Below are 21088 nucleotides of genomic sequence, written 5' to 3'. Positions count from 1 at the left end.
ATGATTTTTTGTATTTTTACATACAATCAATAGACATCAAATCAATGCATTCAGAACTAATAGGTATGTGTAAGTTAAGTGTAACCTAGTAAGTTTTGATTTTGTAATTGATTGTAAATGTATAGTTTACAAGAAAAAGATTTGTTCCTGTCTGGATCACTTTTAAAGAAATAAAAGCATACAAAAGCTTGTAAATCGTATGATTTACAAGCTTTTTTGTTTTTTATCAAATCAGAATAAACTAATGTAAATCAAATTGGATGCATATTGGTTTATAAAACCATTGTTTTCTTTATTATCCTAAATAATTATTACCACACAAGTAACATACACGATATGTAGGTATCATATGTTATAATCCTTTAAAATATAGGTCTTCATGTACTATTGTTGATAGGAATTGTATCATAGTTGCAACATGAATTTTGTTTCTCATTTTACATTTGTTAAGAGTTTTTAATACTCAAAAACAATAAGGTGTAATTCTTTAAAAGTGAGAAATGAAAAATAACAGGTATTTATATTGGATAACATTTATTGCTGTATTAAGCGGATTGATCTTTGGCTTAAATATGGCTGGAATCTCAGGTGCGGTTTCTTTTATACAAGATTATTTCGTTTTAAGTGATGTTAGTTTAGGTGCTGCTGTTGGATCAATAATGATAGGATGCTTGATTGGAGCTTTAGCCATTGGTTCATTGAGTGATAAGTATGGTAGAAAGCCTATGATGATTCTTGCTGCGGTTCTTTTTATTCTATCCTCATTAGGATGTTCACTTGCTGATTCAATAGAGCTTTTTATTGCAAGTAGGTTTGTTGCTGGTTTAGGTGTTGGTGCTGTTTCTGTTTTAGCTCCTACATATATTTCTGAAATTGCACCTGCTAATATGCGGGGTATGTTAGTTGCTAATAATCAATTTGCAATTGTAATCGGAATTTTACTGGCATATGTTATTGACTTTGGTTTTGTTGATGTTGCTAATGGCTGGCGATATATGATGGCAGTTCCGGTGGTGTTTGGATTGATTTTTCTTGTATTATTGCTGACTTCTTTCCCTGAAAGTCCCCGTTGGTTAGCTAAAGAAGGAAGACCTGCAGAAGCATTGAATATATTAACCCGATTGGTGGGGAAGGAAAATGCTCAAATAGAGTTTGATAATATTAGCAGTGCTCTGAAAAAAACAGGAAATAACAATAAGGTAAAATTTAAAGAGCTATTTAAAGGAAAAGTTGCCAAAGTTGTTTTACTGGGAAGTCTGCTTGCTGCCTTTCAGCAAATAACAGGAATTAATGCTGTGATTAGTTATGCACCCACCATTTTTAGTCAGGCCAATGTAGGTAGCGACCAAGCATTATTGCAATCCGTTTTGGTAGGAGTAGTCAATTTGGTTGCTACTATTGTGGCTCTTTGGTTAGTTGATAGAAAGGGGCGAAAAGTATTGTTGTTATGGGGAACTGTTGGAATGACCATCTCATTGATGTATATGGTTTATTCATTCACTTTTGAAACAGCCGGTAGTTTTGGTATTTTGATGTCGTTGTTAGGTTATATTGCATTTTTTGCAGCTTCGTTAGCGCCTGTAATGTGGGTGGTTACTTCAGAAATTTACCCAAATAGAATCAGAGGACTTGCCATGTCTTTTTCAACAGGAATTAGCTGGGTATGCACATTTTTAACCGTGCAGTTTTTCCCTTGGATGCTGAATAACTTAGGAGGTGCCTACACCTTTGGCTTCTTTGGTCTATTCAGTCTTATCGCCTTTATTTTTATCCTCATATACATACCGGAAACAAAGGGTAAAACACTGGAGCAGCTGGAGGTGGACCTGGCCTTAAACTAATCTAATTGAAAAATTAAAATACAATAAAATGGATAAGAAATTTTATGTAATTGGAATGGGTGAGCTTTTGTGGGATATGTTACCCGATGGAAAGCAATTGGGAGGAGCACCTGCAAATTTTGCTTATCATGCGCAACAAATGGGCGCTAGAGGAGGCATTTTAAGTGCTGTAGGTAATGATTCTTTAGGAGATGAGATATGCGATAATATTGAAAAACTAAATATTGATTCTTTAATATCCAGAGTGGATTTTCCTACAGGAACTGTTGCTGTTACATTAAAAGATAATGGTATTCCTACTTATGATATTGTTGAAAATGTTGCCTGGGATATGATTGAACTTTATGATACAGCTAAAAAGGAATTGAACCTGGTTGATGCTGTTTGCTTTGGATCGTTAGCGCAACGTCATGAAGTATCGAGGAATACTATTGAACAGGCAATCAATTATACCTCTAAAGAATGTCTTAAAGTATTTGATATCAACTTAAGACAGGATTTCTATAACAAGGAGGTAATAGAAAAATCATTAGAACTTTGTAATGTGCTTAAAATTAACGATGAGGAACTGGTGATTCTTTCTGCAATGTTTGGTTGGAAAGGATCTGATGTTGAAAAATGTCAATTTCTTATTGGGCATTACCAGCTTGAGATGTTAGCACTTACTTGTGGTGAAAATGGCAGTTACTTATTTACAGCTGACGAACAATCATTTTTAGAAACACCTAAGGTAAAAGTGGCTGATACCGTTGGTGCCGGCGATTCTTTTACTGGTGTAATGATCATAGGAAAGTTGCAAAATAAACCATTATCTGAAATACATCAAATGGCTGTAAGTGTGTCAGCATTTGTGTGCACAAAAAAGGGAGCTACTCCCTCTTATAATTTGAATCAAATCTGTGATAAAATCAATTGTTAACTATAAAAAAGCATTTTGTATTCTGATAAGAGTTTGTTTGTGAAAGTTTCCATAACTTACTAATAGATGAATGATTAGGGAGGCAAGTGCGACTAAATGAAGAAAAATGAAAAAATCTGATGGTTTAATTAATTGGCTTAAGAAACTTTTTGCGGTGTTTCTAATAGCTTTTATTTCTACTCTTGCCATGGCGCAAGAGAAAAATATAACAGGAAGCGTGACTGAAGCCGGGACAAATATTGCAATTCCAGGGGTTACTGTTGTGGAAATTGGAACAACAAATGGAACAATTACTGATATTAACGGAAATTTCACTTTACAGGTGAAACCAAGTGCCCAACTCGAATTTTCATTTATTGGAATGGTTACCCAAACCATTACTGTTGGTAATGAATTAATTATCAATGTTGATATGAAAAGTGATTTAGTAGGTTTGGATGAAGTTGTTGTTACTGGATATACCTCTGAAAAAATTGCTGATTTAACAGGAGCTGTCTCAATTGTTGAGGTTGACGAAATTATGAAGCAGGGAGAGAACAACCCGATTAAAGCCATGCAAGGTAGAATCCCTGGTGTTAATATTAGTGGCGATGGCAATCCTAGTGGATCATCAACTGTTAGAATCAGGGGTATCGGTACATTAAATAATAATGATCCCTTGTATGTAATTGATGGAGTGCCTACAAAAGGTGGAATGCATGAACTGAATCCTTCTGATATTAAAAGCATACAGGTGCTTAGAGATGCTTCTGCTGCCAGTATTTATGGTTCAAGAGCCGGAAATGGTGTGATTATCATTACAACTAAACAAGGAAAAGAAGGAAAAACCAAAGTTAATTTTGACATGTTTCAAACCTTTTCTCAGTATGGAGAGATTATAGATATGCTGAATACCAAACAGTTTGGACAGGCTCAATGGCAGGCCATGATAAACAGTGGTGTTGATCCTAATAATAACCAGATTGGATATGTGTATGATTATGAGTACGATAATAGTGGTAATGCTATTTTAAATGGAATGAAGTTACCTAAGTATATTGATGCAAGAGACGGAACGAATACCATGTTGACATCTGATACAGATTGGTTTAATGAAATTACCCGTCCTGGATTTGCACAATCATACAACTTGTCGATCAGTAATGGAACTGATAAATCAAATAATTTCTTTTCATTAGGATATTACGATAATAAAGGTACCGTTAATGAGACTTACTTTAAACGTTTTTCTTCTCGTATTAATACTAGTAGAAAAATTTTAGGAGATTTAATTACCATTGGAGAAAACCTGACTATCAACAATACATCAGAGTTGCAAACTCCAGGAGGAGTACTTGATTTGGCAATATTATCACTTCCTGTGATGCCTGTAAAAACTGTTGATGGAGATTGGGGAAGTGTAACATCAGGTATGAGAGACAGGGACAATCCTGCCAGAATATTGGATGCGAATAAAGATAATCCGTATAGCTACTGGCGATTATTTGGTAATGCATACATTGATATCCAGCCGATTAAAAACCTTCATATTAAAAGTAGTTTTGGTCTTGATTATTCTAATTATTATCAACGTGTTCTTACCTATAGTTTTACCGGAAGGTTAGGATCAGACCTTACTTCTTCAAAAATGATACAAAGTCATTCAATGAAATGGAACTGGACCAATACTGTAAATTATGTAGTACAACTTAACAACAGTCGATTCTCGTTTTTACTGGGTACAGAAATGATTGATAATTCTGACATCAACTTTTCTGCAGAAAGAAGAACCTACGAAGTTGAAGATCCTGATTATATGTGGCCTGATGCTGGAGTTGGCGAAATGTATGCTACAGGTGGTTCAACAGGATATACTTTAAACTCATTTTTTGGAAAGATTGATTACGGTTTTGCTGATAAATATCTGGCTTCAGTAACCATGCGTCGTGATGGTTCTTCAAGGTTTGGTAAAGATAACCGATATGCAACTTTTCCTGCTTTTTCTGCCGGATGGCGTATTGATCAGGAAGGTTTTATGGCTGGGACACAAGGAATTATTTCAAACCTGAAACTTAGAGTGGGTTGGGGACAAACTGGTAATCAGGAAATAGATAACTATGCCAACAGAACATTGATTTATGCGAATTATATTGGCGAAACCGGAGCTGGTATTAATACAGGTACTGCTTACGATATCACTGGTTCTAACTCAGGAATATTGCCTTCAGGATATTCGCTGACTCAAAGAGCCAACGACGAAATCAAGTGGGAAACAACAACTCAAACTAACATTGGTCTTGATTTTGGATTCTATAATCAGGCTATTTACGGAAGTATTGAAGCGTATTTAAAAAACACAGAAGACATTCTTGTAAAACCTCCGTACTTAGGCGCAATTGGTGAAGGTGGTGACCATTGGGTGAATGGTGCTTCAATGGAGAATAAAGGTTTGGAACTGGCTATTGGATACAGAAGTGAAACATCGTTTGGTTTGTCATATGATATCAATGCAAACTTTTCGGGCTATAGAAATAAAATTACAAAGCTGCCGGAAAGTGTAGTGAATAGCTATGGAGGAAATGGAACTACTGATAATATCTTGGGACGACCTTTGAATTCTTTCTATGGATATGTAGCTGATGGATTATTTCAATCGCAAGATGAGGTGGATAATTATGTGACTCAAACAGGAAAAGGACTTGGCCGAATCAGATATAAAAACATGAATGACGATGAGGTTATTGATGAAAATGACAGAGCCTGGATCGGAAATCCACATCCTGATTTTGAATATGGTTTGAATATCGCATTGGGTTGGAAAGGCTTTGATATGACTGCATTTTTGCAGGGAGTTTATGGTATTGATGTTTATAATTCGGTAAAGCGTTTTACAGATTTTTGGGCTGTGGATGAATTAGGTTCAAATAAGGGAACCAGAGTATTAGACGCATGGAGTCCTACAAACACAGGTTCAGATATACCGGCACTATCGTACAGTGATTTAAATAATGAAAAGCGAACTTTTTCATATTATGTTGAGAACGGTTCTTACTTGAAATTGAGACTTATTCAGCTGGGTTATTCGTTACCTAAAGATTTATTGTCGAAAATGAAATTATCGAAAGCCAGATTGTATGTCAGCGGACAAAACTTGATGACTATTAAGAGTAAAGATTTTACCGGATTGGATCCTGAAAACCCTGCTTTGGCTTACCCAATCTCCACATCTTTTACAGTTGGTATGAACATCTCATTTTAAGAACTAAATCAAAAATCAAAAATCATGAAACGAACATATAAATTAATATTCATTTCACTAATTGCTTTAAATCTGGTGTCGTGTGATGACTTTTTAGAAGTACCATCTTACGGAACACTGACAGAAGACAACCTGACCGGTGCAGAGCAAATTGAAAATGAGGTAATATCTGCCTATGCAGCAATAGGAAATGATGAAATCAACCGTCCATTAAGTTTATGGAACTATGGTAATGTCAGATCTGATGATGCTTATAAGGGTGGTAACGATCAAAATGACGGTGACTTTTTGCACTTCCTTGAAATCAGCTCGCCTTCAATTGGTAATGAAACCTGGTATACAGATGTATTCTGGTACAGAAATTATGTGGCTATTTCAAGAGCTAATTTTGCCCTAAGTCTGCTCAATAAAATCAGTGAAGATGATATGTCTAAGAAGAAAGTCAGAACAGCAGAAATGCGTTTTCTACGTGGGCATATGCATTTTATTCAGAAGATCATATTTAAAATGGTTCCTTTTGTAGAAGAAACTATGTCAGCTGAAGATATTTCAAGCCTTTCAAATGTTGCTTATACAAATGATGAATTATGGCAAAAAATAGCTGATGACTTTGAATATGCCTACAATAATCTACCTGAAGAACAGGATGAAGTAGGCCGTGCTAACAAATATGCAGCTGCAGCATACCTTGCTAAAGTTTATCTATACAAAGCTTACAGACAGGATGAGATGCATAATGTGGTTTCAATAGATCAGGATGATTTACAAAAGGTATTGGATTTAACTGCCTTTGTGATGACTTCTCCTTATAAACTGGAAAATGATTTCGCCTACAACTTTTTACCAGGAGAATATGAAAATGGTGCTGAATCTTTATTTGCAGTTCAATATTCGCAAGATGACGGAACAACTTATGGAAGATTAAATATGGGTAATGCCCTTACCACACCTACACCTGGTGGTGATTTTAATAAGCCAAGTCAGAATTTGGTAAACGCTTTTAAGACATCAAACGGTTTACCAATGTTTAATACATTCAATGATGCAAATTACAGTGAGAGTACAGATAAAGTGGATCCAAGACTTTTCCATACTGTAGCTATTGCCGGAAAACCATATAAATATACTAATATCAATTACGAAGAAAACCAATCTCGTAATCCTAACATGTATGGTTATTTCTCTTCGTTAAAAGAAAATGTAGATCCGGCAAGTGACTATTATGTTAAAACAGGAGCATGGTATGCCAACTCTAAAAATAACATTATCATTCGTTATGCAGATGTGTTATTGATGAGGGCCGAAGCGTTGATTGAAATGGGGAATTTTGCAGATGCACTGCCTTTAATAAATCAGGTTAGAACAAGAGCAAAAGTAAGTACTTCATTAATCAGTTTTGCAACAAATATTGACATTCAAACTTATCAGGATGGAGTGAATTGTGTATGGACTGAGGATTATGCCCGTCATGCGTTGAGGTGGGAGCGTCGTCTTGAACTTGCCATGGAAGGCAGTAGATTCTTTGATCTGGTTCGTTGGGGTATCGCTGATGGAGTAATGAATGCTTACTATTTAGGAGAAGCTACTGACCATACTTATTATCAGGGAGCTGAATTTGAAAAGAATAAGAATGAGTATGTGCCTGTTCCTATTCAGCAAATAAACTACAGTAAAGGAAGTTATAAGCAAAATTATGGATTTTAATTACGAAGATTATTATGAAAACCAATATTTATAAATTTATCATTATCCTGTTATCAGTAGCTTTATTTTCTTGTGAAGAAGATGCCAAAGATAGCCTTGATTTTTCAGGAGATACAAGTATTCATTCCTTTGTTGTGAATGGAGTAGAGGGTACAATAAATGAAGAGAACTCAACAATTTCTGTAATTCTTCCTTCAGGTTCTGATCTGACAGGTTTATCTCCGGATATAACTATTGCAAGTAGTGCAGAAATAACACCAGGTAGCGGTGAAAGTATTGATTTTGCTGATGCAAATGGAAATTTATTTGATATAACATATACTGTAACAAATTCAGATTTATATCAAAAATATACGGTAAACGTTGATGTTGCCAGGGCTAAGATCTCAAGTTTTAAAATAGGATCAGTAGAGGCCACAATCGATGAGCAAAATAAAACCATTGTGATCTATTTACCAGAAGGTACTGATGTTACTTCATTAATTCCAATTGTAGAATATACAGATGGTGCGACCTTAGCCCCTGAAGCTGGTGCCTCAGTTGATTTTACCAATCCTGTAACGTATTCATTGGATTATCTTAGTTCTGTATTTAATTATGAAGTTACCGTCATTCTCGGAGATGAACCTACGCCTATTCTTGTACTTTACAATGGTGAAGATGTATCTCCAACATGGGAATCTATTGCCAGTTCAGTTAACAATGGAACCGTAAATCCTGTAACAGATGGTATTAATTCAACATCGACCTGTGTATCGCTTCTTCGAACAAACGATGGAACTGATGCAGGTGGACGACCATGGACAAGTGGTGTGCTATGGAATGCCAATCAGGTAAATGTTGATCCAGCCATTTATGGAAGTATAACAGTTATGATATTGAAAGATGTTGCTGGAGATGTACAGCTTGAAATACAAGAAGCAGGTGAACTTAACAAGGATTGGTTGCATGCCGACTATTCAGCTGATCATGTTGGTGAATGGCAAGAGCTAACCTTTGTAATTCCAGAGAACCGTACTGCTGTGATTAATAATATTCTTGTTATGCCTCATACTCCTGAAACAGGTTTTGAAACACAGACAATGTATTGGGATGAATTGAAAGCTCATCCAATAGAGTAATAATTGAAATATGCGGACGGGATTTCCCCGTTCGCTAAAAAAACAGAAATTATGAAGATTCTACCACTATTATTAATGCAGTTCATTCTATTCTTAAACACAAGTTGTTCAAAGGATGAGAAAGATGATACAGAGGAGATTCCTATAGTTGTAGACACAACAACAACATGTAGGTCAGTTGTTGAGAGTGGTGCTTATTCTACCTTTTACAAACCTCAAAGTGGGTATGTTGGAGATCCAATGCCATATTTTAATTCGGATGACAACCAATATTACTTGTTTTATTTGCAGGATTGGAGAAACGGTGCAACTACTGAACACCCAATCTATAATACTACAACAAGTGATTATAGCTCATTTACTGGTTTTGCAGAGTCAATACCTACAGAAACAGCTGATTCGCAGGAAGCGTATTTAGGAACCGGAAGTTTTATAAAAAATGCAGCGGGTAAGCTTTACGGTTTTTATACGGGGCACAATGGAAGTTTATATCCAGCAGAGAAGGTAATGCTGGCCACTTCAATTGATATGAAGACATTCACTAAAGTTCCTTCATTTACCTTTGAAGCTCCGGATGGATATGATAAAAATAATTTCCGTGATCCATGTGTGTATTACGATCCAACCAGATCGGCGTATGTAATGTTGGTTACTTCTATAAAGGATGGAAAGGGAGTGTTGATTCGATATTCATCCTCGGATCTTGAAAACTGGGATTTAATTTCTCCTTTAACTGATTTCAATTCGGATGCTGAGATTTTGGAATGCCCGGATGTTTTTAAGATGGGTGATAAATGGTATTTGGTATTTTCCAGAATTAACAGGGATGAACATCGAAAAACATTTTACAGAGTATCAGATAGTCCTGATGGTCCTTGGGTGCGTTGTGAAGATGCAAGTGGTCACCATGAAACTATTGACGGGTTGTATTTCTATGCCGGGAAAACGGCTTCAAATGGTACTGATCGTTATATCTCGGGATGGTGTTCAACAGGACAAACTGTAAATGGCAATAATGAACTGGATTGGGCCGGAAGTTTAATTACCCATAAACTGGTTCAACAACCAAGCGGAAAGTTATATCCAGTGATACCTGAGGCAGTGGATCATAAATTTAACACGCCTACTCAATACTCAATGATAAAGTCTCAGGGAGATGTAACAGGTGATGAAGGATCGTATGTTCTCAATTACCAGAATGAAAGATCGTACGCTTTATTTAATAGAAATACAGTTCCCGTGAAGATTGAATTAACCATTGATGCATCACAATCTTCAGGGTTTGGTTTTTCTTTTGGCGCCTGTGATGATTTGTCTGAAGTATATTCTGTGGCTTTCGATTTGACATCCACTAACAGGTGGTCAATGCCCTGTCTGTTTATGAATAAGGAGGCAAATTACTCAACAGGTTCATATACAACAGAATTAAATTTTACTCCCCTTATTGTTCCGGATGATAAGGTTTTCGATATAAAGATTGTCATTGAAAAGTCTATTTGTGTGGTTTATGTTAATGACAACGTTGCCTTTACCAACCGTATTTACAAAATGGATAAGAATCCATGGACCATTTTTGTAGATAATGGAACAATCGACGTTTCAAATCTCTCTGTATACGAAATTGGAGATTAGTTATAAATACATCAAAACAAATTAGCTAGCTAACATCAATATCTATGTTTAATTTTTAAAAAGTAAAAAATGAAAAATCTAATATTTACCCTTGCATTTATTGTTTTAAGTCTTGTTGTCAATGCACAACCCTATAACGTAACCATTTCAATTGATATGACATCCTACGCAGGTTCTGATTACGATGCCGTAGTTATGGGAGGTGGCATAAACGGATGGAGTGGAGCACTTACTTTAACAAATGAGTCTGGAACAAATATCTGGTCAACAACAGTACAAAAGGAAGGCTGGATTGATTACCGTTTTGAAGTAACCGGAGGAGTAGTAGGATGGAATTGCGAATTTCGCGATGAATCTACTGGAACTGAAGGAACAGGTACCGGATCGTGTTTTACAAATCCATGGGACGGTACTCAAACAAATGTGCATTGGTACGAAGTTACAAGTGATGTAGTGCTACCAACTATTAGCTGGGAATCCTGTGAATGTATCAGTTGTACACCAACAAGTGCTAAATCTATGGAGATAGATAATGTTGAGGTCTTTGTTAATCCATCAAATGTATTAATGGTAAAAGGATTGGAGACTGGAGATGTGACAGTGAGCATCTATGATATCCAGGGTAACCTGAAATTCATTAAAACTATTGAGAGTGTAGGAAGTGAATTCACAATGGATGACTTTCAATCCTTATGTAGCGGATTATATATTATTAAAGTTGAAACTGAAGATAGTAACATCGTTAAGAAAATAATGATACACTAAAAGAGGTATGATGCCCTAATGTTTTCTATTATGGAAGTTTTAGTTTTTTGATACAAGTCCCTTTAAATCTATTTTATAACCTGAATTCATATTACTGTTTTGAATTCAGGTTATATGAATAGTGTTGTTTTAAATAGTTCGTTAAACTTTAATAATGTATTGATTGGTTGATAAAAGATGAAATTATTTTGATTGCCTGTTAAGCTGTATTTAGCACCATATAAATCAGTCTATAATCTATAATCTAATGCATTGAGTTTAAGTAAAAGATAAAATTGTGATAAAATGATAAAGAGAAATAAAATAGCATATGTAATAGCTGTCTTCTTAATTGGTTTTTTACAAATGAGTTGTAAGAAAACTGAAACTTCCAATGAGACTATAGAAACGGAAAAGTTTCGCCCCCAATTTCATTTTACGCCTGAGGCTAATTGGATGAATGATCCTAACGGAATGGTTTATTATGAAGGAGAATATCATTTGTTTTATCAGCATAATCCCGATAGTGCGGTTTGGGGTCCGATGCATTGGGGGCATGCAGTAAGTAATGATTTGCTGCATTGGGAGCATCTTCCAATAGCATTATGTCCTGATTCACTTGGATATATTTTTTCAGGGAGTGCTGTAATTGACTGGGAAAATACAACCGGATTTGGATCAAAAGATAATCCTGCCATGGTGGCTATCTATACATATCATAATATAGATGGAGAAAGAGCAGGGAAAAATAATTATCAATATCAGGCACTTGCTTATAGTTTAGATAAAGGAAGAACTTGGAAGAAGTATAAAAACAATCCGGTTTTACCAAATCCTGGTATCAGAGATTTTCGGGATCCTAAAGTAATCTGGCATGAGGAATCAAAGCAATGGGTAATGATATTGGCTGCCGGGGATATAGCAAAAATATATTCCTCTAAGGATCTGAAAACATGGTCTTTTGAAAGTGACTTTGGAATGGGAATAGGAGCTCATGGAGGTGTTTGGGAATGTCCGGATTTGTTTCCACTTCAGGTTGAGGGTGCTAATGATATTAAATGGGTGATGTTGATGAGTATAAATCCTGGTGGTCCTAATGGAGGTTCTGCAACGCAGTATTTTATAGGGGAATTTGATGGCAAGACTTTTGTTCCGGAAAAGAATGAGAGCGATTGGCTGGATTATGGTAAAGATAATTATGCAGGAGTAACATGGTCTGATGTTCCTAAAGAAGATGGTCGCAGGTTGTTTATTGGATGGATGAGTAACTGGATTTATGCACAAACCGTTCCAACAGAAAAATGGAGAAGTGCCATGACATTACCCCGCGAAATAAAACTTATAAAAGATAAAAATCAATATCAACTGACAACCTTTCCTATTAAGGAATTTGAAGAATCGAAAATATTGAAAATGCAGATTAATAAGATGTTATTTTCCGGGATGTCGGATATTAATAATATTGACCTGGATTTAGGTTCCTGTGAATTAAATTTTGTTTTTAAACCGCAGAAAGGATCATTAAATGGTCATACAACAGCTTTTGGTTTGCTATTAAAAAATGATGCAGACGAGGAGTTTAAGATTGGCTATAATATGTTGTCAAAACAGGTATTTATAGACAGAACAAAAATTAATACACAATTTACAGATTCTAATTATTTAAGTGAAGATGTAGCTCCATATACGATTGGTGATGAAATTAAAATGAAAATCATTATTGATGCTTCTTCGGTAGAAGTATTTGTAGATGAAGGAAAACTAGCCATGACAAATGTTTTGTTTCCCGATTCATCTTTTAATAAGTTGTCGCTTTTTTCAAGTTTAGGATCAGTAGAGTTGGAGTCAGCTACGTTTTTTAATGTGGAGTAGAGGTCGGATATGGCGTAGGGCATAGAGCAAAGAGCTTAGAGAGTAGTGCAAAGGGTGTAGGGTGATGAGGTGTTTTAATAGGAAAAAGGAGGAGGGAACAAGGAGAAGGGAGTGTATTTTAATTTTTGTATAGGTCTACAACTACCTCCCGGTTCGTACCTCACCGTACTCCTCCTTGAAAAAAGGAGGAGAAATGTTTCCGTTGGTTGAGAAGTAGTTTAAATTGAAATAGATATAATAAACCACGCGTGGGGACACGCGCGGCAGCCATAGCATCGTTGAGAAAATATATTGCATAATTCAAAAAAGACTTGTTTCAATTAAAACATATCTCCTCTTGCAACTGGGAACCCCGGCATCAGCTGGTGAGCCAAAAAACAAGATGCTGAAGTCGATAAAAGCGGTGCTGTTTGAAGCCTTGAGGCACGAAAGGCAAGTTCAGCGCTTTCGACGTAAGCATCGTAGCTTTTTTGAGCGAGTCAGGTGCAGCCGGCGGACTTTTTGTTTACTTTTTTGACTGTAGAAAAAAGTAAAAGCCCTTGCGGCTTGAGCAAGAGTGGAATGAAACAAGCAGAAGGGATTATGGAACAAGAAAAAAGAGCATAGAGCAAAGGGCATTGTTTTGGGTTGAAAGAGATGTCATCTTACAACGAGGAGTTGTGGCTTTATTTCTACTCCTTCCGAAGGAGGAGAAATGTTTCCGTTGGTTGAGAAGTAGTTTAAATTGAAATAGATATAATAAACCACGCGTGGGGACACGCGCGGCAGCCATAGCAGCGTTGAGAAAACATGTTGCATAATTCAAAAAAGACTTGTTTTAATTAAAACATATCTCCTTTTGCAACTGGAAACCCCGGCATCAGCTGGTGAGCCAAAAAACAAGATGTTGAAGTCGATAAAAGCGGTGCTGTTTGAAGCCTTGAGGTACGAAAGGCAAGTTCAGCGCTTTCGACGTAAGCATGGTAGTTTTTTTGAGCGAGGCAGGTGCAGCCGCGGCATCTTTTGTTTACTTTTCTCTGCTGTAGGAGAAAAGTAAAAGCCCTTGCGGCTTGAGCAAAAAAGGAAAAGAGCTTAGGGTATAGAGCGTAGAGCAAAGGGCAAAGGGCATTGTTTTGAATTTAAATAATGTTTTCTTGCGAGTGTTAGTTGTGGTATTAGTTCCTTACAAAGGAGAAGATCTGATTTCCATGATGCAGAGTTCTATAAATAAAAGCAATGCTTCTTTTTGAGAATATTGTTATGAAAACAGCTTAAAAACCTAATGAACTCTTTATATCCAATGCAGTAAGTGTTTTTCTTGCTGCATTTAATTATATTTATAACATAATCTATAAATAGCTTTCTATGTGGAAAAAGTCTATCCTAGTTTTAGTGGTGATATTAATTTCATTAACGTCATTTGCTCAAAAACCACATAGAATTGGTTTTTCTCAATGTTCGGGTGGTGACTGGCGACAACAAATGGAGAAGGAGATGTATCAGGAGTTGATGTTTCATCCTGATTTAGCCTTGACAATCAAGTATGCAGGAGATAATACTTCGCTCCAAATTAAGCAAATTAAGGAGTTGCTAAATGAAGGGATTGATTTATTAATTATTGCACCCATAGAAATTGCAGCAGTTCAACCCGTTGTAGAAGATTTATATAAAAAAGGAATACCTGTTGTTCTAATTGATAGAAAGATTGAGTCGGATCAATATACTGCGTATGTTGGAGGTGATAACTTTCTGATAGGATATACCGCAGGAATGTATATTGCCGATATTTTGAATAAACATGGTGATGTCATAGAGATATTAGGTGCATTAAGTTCTTCTCCGGCAAAGGAAAGAATGAATGGTTTTGAAGATGCCTTATCTCAGCATTCAGGAATATCTATTGTTGATAGAATCCATTCAAATTGGAATAATCAAACAGTACTGGATAGTTTATCTTATTTTTTACATTCAAATCCTGATGTAGATGCGATTTTTGCACATGCTGATTTTTTAGCTGCTGCAGCAAGTGAAGTTATTAGCAAAGACTTTTCTGATCGGAAGATTAAAATTATTGGTGTGGATGGTTCTCCTAGTGCAGGCGGAGGTGTTGAATTGGTTGAAAACAGTATTATTGATGCTACATTAATTTACCCTACGGGAGGAAAGGAGGCCATAGTCATCGCATCTAAAATATTGTCAGATAGTCCGTTTAAGAAAATAAATTTGTTGCCCACAACCCTAATCAACGATCTGAATGTTAAGATAACCCGGTTGCAATACAATAACATTGAAAACCTGCAGAATGATATTGCCCGATCTAAAGGGATGCTGGATCTGCTTGGAGGAAGATTTAAAAAGCAGCAGATATTACTATTTATTACCTTATTTTCTTTAGCATTAGTCGTTATTCTGATATTTCTACTTTTTATAGCCTTCAAGAATAAAAAAATTGCAAATAAAAGTCTTGAAGACCAAAAGGAAGCCATATCCATTCAAAATAACGAACTCAAACGAATGTCTGAGCAACTTCAGGAAGCTACTCAGGCCAGAATGCAGTTCTATACGAATATTTCACATGAATTCAGAACTCCGTTAACCTTAATTGTTGGTCCTCTCGAAAATATAATCAAGACAAATAACACAGATAAAGTTTTAAAAAAAGAATTAAGTACTATCTATAGCAACTCTTTGCGCTTATTACGATTAGTAGACCAAATAATGGATTTTAGAAAAATTGAAACAGCCAAAATGAAATTAAAGGTTGGCCATTATAATTTGGATGAGTTTATGCATAGTATAAAAGAAGCATTTCTCAATTTATCTACAGAAAAACAAATTGATGTAGAGGTTGTCAATAAAAATGCAAAACTATCGCTTTGGTTTGATTGGGATAAAATGGATAAAGTGATGTTTAATTTAATGTCAAATGCTTTTAAGTATACAGCAAAAGGAGGCAGGATTGAAATTGTTTTAGACTGCCTGTGTAAAGATGAAAATGAGGAGTATGCAAAAATTGAGGTGAAAGATAATGGCGAAGGAATACCTCAGCATGAAGTAGAAAAAGTATTTGATCGTTTTTATCAGGCAGATTCCACTGTTTCTTATAAAGGAACAGGAATTGGTTTGTCCTTAACAAAAGAGCTTGTTTTATTGCATAAGGGAAAAATTACAGTTGAAAGTAAACTAGGAGAAGGAACCTGCTTTAAGATATTATTACCGTTAGGTAAAAATCATTTTACTCAAGATGATATACTGCCGGATGGTAAAATGACAGAGCATCCTGTAATGCTTGATTCTGCTGAGTTTGAGAAAATAGATGAGCCCTGGGAAGATATATCAATAGAATTAGAAACAGGTATTTCGGAGAGTGACAAACCCTTACTACTTATTGTGGAAGATGAACCTGATATCAGAAAATATATCAGATCATGTTTTTCGCCATCATTATATTCCATTTTGGAGGCCAAAAATGGAAGTGAAGGATTGAAATTAGTGGAAACAGAAGGTCCTGATATAATCATTTCTGATGTTATGATGCCTGTAATGGATGGGTTAGAACTTACCAGAAAGGTTAAGAGCGACCTCAGATATTGTCATATACCAATGATTCTGTTAACAGCAAAATCTTCATTGGAGCATTTATTGGAAGGTTTGGAAGAAGGAGCAGATAGTTATATTGCTAAACCTTTTAATAAAGAGCATCTGCAGTTAAGAGTAAAAAAACTGTTAGAGGCTCAGGCTAAAATGAGGGAAAAATATCAGGATCCTATAAAAATAGCCAAAGAGGAGAAAGGAATGAGTAGAATGGATAAAAATTTCCTTTCAAGAATAAGCAATATCATTATCGACAATAAATTTGATTCTAAAGTTAATGTTGAAGAATTAAGTAATCTTGTTGGTCTGTCAAGGGTTCATTTATACAGAAAGATAAAAAAAATAACAGGCTTATCTGTAAGCGAATTTGTTACTCAAACTAAATTGAAACAATCACTTACATTGCTTAAAAATACAGATAGCACTATTGCTGAGATTGCTTATAAAGTTGGATTTTCAACACCTTCATATTTTACCAAGTGTTTTAAAGATCATTTTGAAATATCACCAAGTGACTACAGGGAATCGATTTAGGATGGTTTTTTATTAAAACGTTTTACCTAAAGTACCATAAAGATATGATAACGTTAAATAGAATGTTTGAAAGAATTACAACTCCCTTCCTGATTTGAGTGTTTTACTACGCCTAAATAATTATATAATGTGCGATATTTACCCTTTTAGTATATTGAGGCATATAGCAATAAAATTACTGTACGTTAAATTGCTGTAATGTACATTGCGATAAAATAAATGTACGATAAATTTTATTAGTTTAGAAAATTGGGTTTCTTCATTGTAGTCCGATAAACCGGAAAATTATTAATCTTTCACAGTTAATATGCTGATATTCAATTTTAGCATCAATACTTTTCAAAAGTAAGCACCCTAAATATTGGGGAATAGCAAGTTTTTGTATTTGTTCTGTTTTATATGTAGCAGGGCGAAAACTTATGGAAAGGATGATAATTATATTGTTTAATAGTTTGAATTCAGAATGTCATATATGTAAATATAGATTTAAAAATATTTAAAGAAAAGTAAATAATCACTAACTTAAAATGTTACCTGCATGTAACATATGTCATAGTTAACACAAAACGCGTTATATGAGGTAACTAAATTAATATAACCTGTAACCTTCTTACTAGTGCAGGACTGTTTCCGACCATAAATTTGTATTAACGATTGTTAAAAAGAAATCGTTACATGAAATTTAATGATGAAACTAATTTAAGTATTCTAAATCGAAGTGTTATGAAGAAAAACAGTTTTGAAAGCAGAATTCTCAGGAATATAATTCTGTCTTTATTTATGCTTTCTTTTATTCCAATAACTGCACAAGTTAAGGAAGATGTAAGCATATCAGGTACAATAATGGATCAAACGGGAAATCCTCTCCCAGGGGTTTCAGTGGTTATTGAAGGAACAAATACAGGAACTATTAGTGATGTCAATGGTCTTTTTAGTATAAAAGCTCCTACTGGGTCAACATTAACTCTTTCTTTTATAGGAATGGAATCTGTTACCTATAATGTAACATCTCCTGTTAACGACCTTTCTATTACTATGGTTGATCAACTGACAAATTTAGATGTTATTGTTGTAACAGGTTATCAGTCACAGAAAAAAGCAGATTTAACTGGGGCTGTTGGTGTTGTCGATATGGGAGCGGTAAAAGAAACTCCAACAGGAAATGCAGTAAAAGCTCTTCAAGGACGTGTGGCAGGAGTCACAGTAACAACTGATGGTAACCCAGGAGCGTATGCTACTGTTCGAATTAGAGGGGGTAGTACAATGGGAGGAGGAAGCAATGATCCTCTTTATGTAATTGATGGAATGCCTACTACTGGAGGTATAGAACAGCTAAATCCAAATGATATTGAAACAATGCAGGTTTTGAAAGATGCATCAGCTGCAAGTATCTATGGTTCCAGGGCAAGTAACGGAGTAATTCTAATTACTACTAAGAAAGGTAAAGAAGGACAACTTAAAATTGAGTTTAATACATATGCAACAGTTCAAAAGTTCAGCACAAAACTTGATGTTTTAAATACATACGAACGAGGACTTGTAAATTGGCAGGCATCTATTAACGACGGTCTGACACCAACATCGAGTATTTATAAATACGACTGGCACACGGATGGTGATAATGCTGTGCTTGATAGAATTTTACTACCTGAGTATATTGATCCGGCACGTACCATGCGCCCGGCTGATACAAAATGGTATGATGAAGTTTCACAGAATTCATTGATCCAATCGTATAATTTAACTATTTCCAATGGAAATAAGAAAGGAAATTCGTTGATATCCTTGAATTATTATGATCATAACGGTATAATTAAAGAAACCAACTCAAACAAAATAACTGCGAGAATAAACACAGATTATAATTTCTTTGATGGGAAACTGAAAGTTGGAGAAAATTTCACTATTTCTCGTGTCGATAATGTTGATATTCCGGTTGATGATGTAATGTATCTTGCCTTAGTGCAACAACCTGTTGTGCCAGTTTATTCGGTTGATGGTGGTTGGGGAGGACCAGCGCCTGGTATGACAGACCGTCATAATCCTGTTCGTTTGATAGAACAGAATAAACAAAATCATTCAAAAACAGCAAGAGTTTTTGGAAATATTTTTGCGGATTTAGAAATTATCAAGGATCTACATTTCAGAACAAATTACGGTATTGATTATACTGAAAATTATTACCGAAAAATGGATTATAGTTATATGTCAGGTTTTCTAATCAGTGATATTAACAGAGTAGCAACTTCTCAAATGCACAATTTGTCATACACTTGGACAAATACGCTAAATTATAAATTTGAATTTGGTAAGCATGTTGCAGATATTGTTGCTGGTACTGAGGCTGTTAAAGCGGAGTATGAATCGTTTTATGGTAGTAGAGAAGGTTATATTATTGAGGATGCTGATTATATGTTCCTTGATGCTGGAACAGAAAAAATTCTGAATGGTGGTGGTGGCGCAGGAAATTCCCTGTTTTCTTATTTCGCAAAGATTAACTACGTTTTTGATTCAAAATATTTGTTCTCCGGTACTGTACGTCGTGATGGATCTTCACGTTTTGGTAAAGATAATTTGTACGGAGTTTTTCCTGCTTTCTCTGTGGGATGGAGAATGAGCGAAGAAAGTTTTATTAAGGATAACTTTGATGCAATATCTAATCTAAAGTTAAGGGCTGGATGGGGAATCACAGGAAATCAGGAAATCAGTAATGAAGCTATTTATTCTATTTATCGAACAGATTATGGCATTGATCCAACTTGGGATTTTGATTCTGGAACGGCATACGATATTACTGGATCAGATACCGGTACTTTACCTTCAGGATTTAGAAAAATACGCGAAGGAAACCCTATGCTAAAGTGGGAAGAAGCAAATCAAACGAATTTTGGAATTGACTTTGGATTTTTTAATCAAGCACTTTATGGAAGTATGGATTACTTCTTTAAGGAAACAAATGATATTTTAATTGAACCACCTTATTTAGCTGTAAAAGGAGAAGGTGGAAATCAGTGGCAAAATGGAGCAACGCTTGAAAATAAGGGATGGGAATTTGTGATAGGTTATAATAAAGCATTCTCAAATGGTATTAAGATGGATCTTTCGGCAAATATTTCGTCTTACAAAAGAGAGGTTACCTTTTTGCCAGATGAAGTATTAACAGGTTATCCAGGAGATCCTGCAACAGGTAAAACGGTACTCGGTCATTCAGATGTAGTTCACTTTGGATATATAGCTGATGGTCTTTTCCAGAATCAAGAAGAGGTAAATAACCATGCTGAACAAACAGGAAAAGGAATTGGAAGAATACGATATAAAGATATTGGAGGATTAGATGCCGATGGAAATTGGGTTAACCAGCCTGATGGTGTTGTTGATGCACTTGATCGAACTTGGATTGGAGACCCAACGCCTGAATTTGAATATGGTTTTAATGCTAGTTTTTCCTATAAAAATTTCGATTTAAATTTATTTTTTCAAGGTATTTATGGGGCAGATGTATATAATGAATATAAACATCTTACCGACTTTACTTCAATATGGCAAGGAACCAACTTTGGGAGCAGAACTTTGGATGCCTGGTCGCCTACAAATTCTGGTTCTACTATTCCAATGCTAACTTTAACAGATACTAATAATGAGAATCGCACTTCGACATATTTTATTGAAAACGGATCGTATCTGAAATTAAGAAACCTCCAAGTTGGATATACTATTCCAGAACAGTTGGCTCAGAAAATTGGACTAACTTCTGCCAGAATCTACCTTCAAGGGCAGAATCTTTTTACAATCAAAGATAATAAAGGGAAGGATAAATTTACAGGTGTTGACCCTGAATCTCCTGGATTTGCATATCCGATTCCAGCTAGTTATACAATCGGAGTTAATTTAAACTTTTAGAAAATGAAAA

Annotated in this window: 10 protein-coding genes; all 10 read left to right on the top strand. The window is 35.4% G+C overall.

Annotated features, from left to right (window positions below):
• The first annotated feature begins 500 nt into the window (after window positions 1-500).
• Window positions 501-1841 carry a sugar porter family MFS transporter gene (locus OM074_RS02965; RefSeq protein ID WP_301197790.1) on the top strand — a complete coding sequence of 447 codons (1341 nt, stop codon included), beginning with the start codon at window positions 501-503 and terminating at the stop codon, window positions 1839-1841.
• A gap of 28 nt (window positions 1842-1869) precedes the next feature.
• Complete coding sequence (locus OM074_RS02960; RefSeq protein WP_301197789.1) at window positions 1870-2760, top strand: carbohydrate kinase family protein; 891 nt, start codon at window positions 1870-1872, stop codon at window positions 2758-2760.
• 106 nt (window positions 2761-2866) lie between these two features.
• A complete protein-coding gene (locus OM074_RS02955; protein ID WP_301197788.1) occupies window positions 2867-5998 on the top strand; it encodes a SusC/RagA family TonB-linked outer membrane protein in 3132 nt (1043 codons plus the stop codon).
• Between the two features lie 24 nt (window positions 5999-6022).
• The gene (locus OM074_RS02950; protein ID WP_301197787.1) at window positions 6023-7702 is read left to right on the top strand and encodes a RagB/SusD family nutrient uptake outer membrane protein; all 1680 of its coding nucleotides are present in this window, start codon (window positions 6023-6025) and stop codon (window positions 7700-7702) included.
• Between the two features lie 14 nt (window positions 7703-7716).
• The gene (locus OM074_RS02945) at window positions 7717-8823 is read left to right on the top strand and encodes an SGBP N-terminal domain-containing protein (protein ID WP_301197786.1); all 1107 of its coding nucleotides are present in this window, start codon (window positions 7717-7719) and stop codon (window positions 8821-8823) included.
• 51 nt (window positions 8824-8874) lie between these two features.
• Window positions 8875-10455: a glycoside hydrolase family 32 protein gene (locus tag OM074_RS02940; protein ID WP_301197785.1), complete on the top strand. Its 1581-nt coding sequence runs from the start codon at window positions 8875-8877 to the stop codon at window positions 10453-10455.
• Window positions 10456-10524: 69 nt separating this feature from the next.
• A complete protein-coding gene (locus OM074_RS02935) occupies window positions 10525-11220 on the top strand; it encodes a T9SS type A sorting domain-containing protein (protein WP_301197784.1) in 696 nt (231 codons plus the stop codon).
• 285 nt (window positions 11221-11505) lie between these two features.
• Window positions 11506-13071: a glycoside hydrolase family 32 protein gene (locus tag OM074_RS02930; protein ID WP_301197783.1), complete on the top strand. Its 1566-nt coding sequence runs from the start codon at window positions 11506-11508 to the stop codon at window positions 13069-13071.
• A gap of 1344 nt (window positions 13072-14415) precedes the next feature.
• A complete protein-coding gene (locus OM074_RS02925) occupies window positions 14416-17178 on the top strand; it encodes a substrate-binding domain-containing protein (RefSeq protein ID WP_301197782.1) in 2763 nt (920 codons plus the stop codon).
• A 723-nt stretch (window positions 17179-17901) separates the two neighbouring features.
• Window positions 17902-21078, top strand: coding sequence for a SusC/RagA family TonB-linked outer membrane protein (locus OM074_RS02920; RefSeq protein ID WP_301197781.1), 3177 nt, complete (start codon window positions 17902-17904; stop codon window positions 21076-21078).
• The last annotated feature ends 10 nt before the right edge of the window (window positions 21079-21088 follow it).

Origin of the sequence: Plebeiibacterium marinum (assembly GCF_026013615.1) — a bacterium.
Taxonomy (GTDB): Bacteria; Bacteroidota; Bacteroidia; order Bacteroidales; family Marinilabiliaceae; genus Saccharicrinis; species Saccharicrinis marinus_A.
Note: the sequence above shows the minus strand (reverse complement) of the source record. Positions and strands in the feature narration are given on the sequence as shown.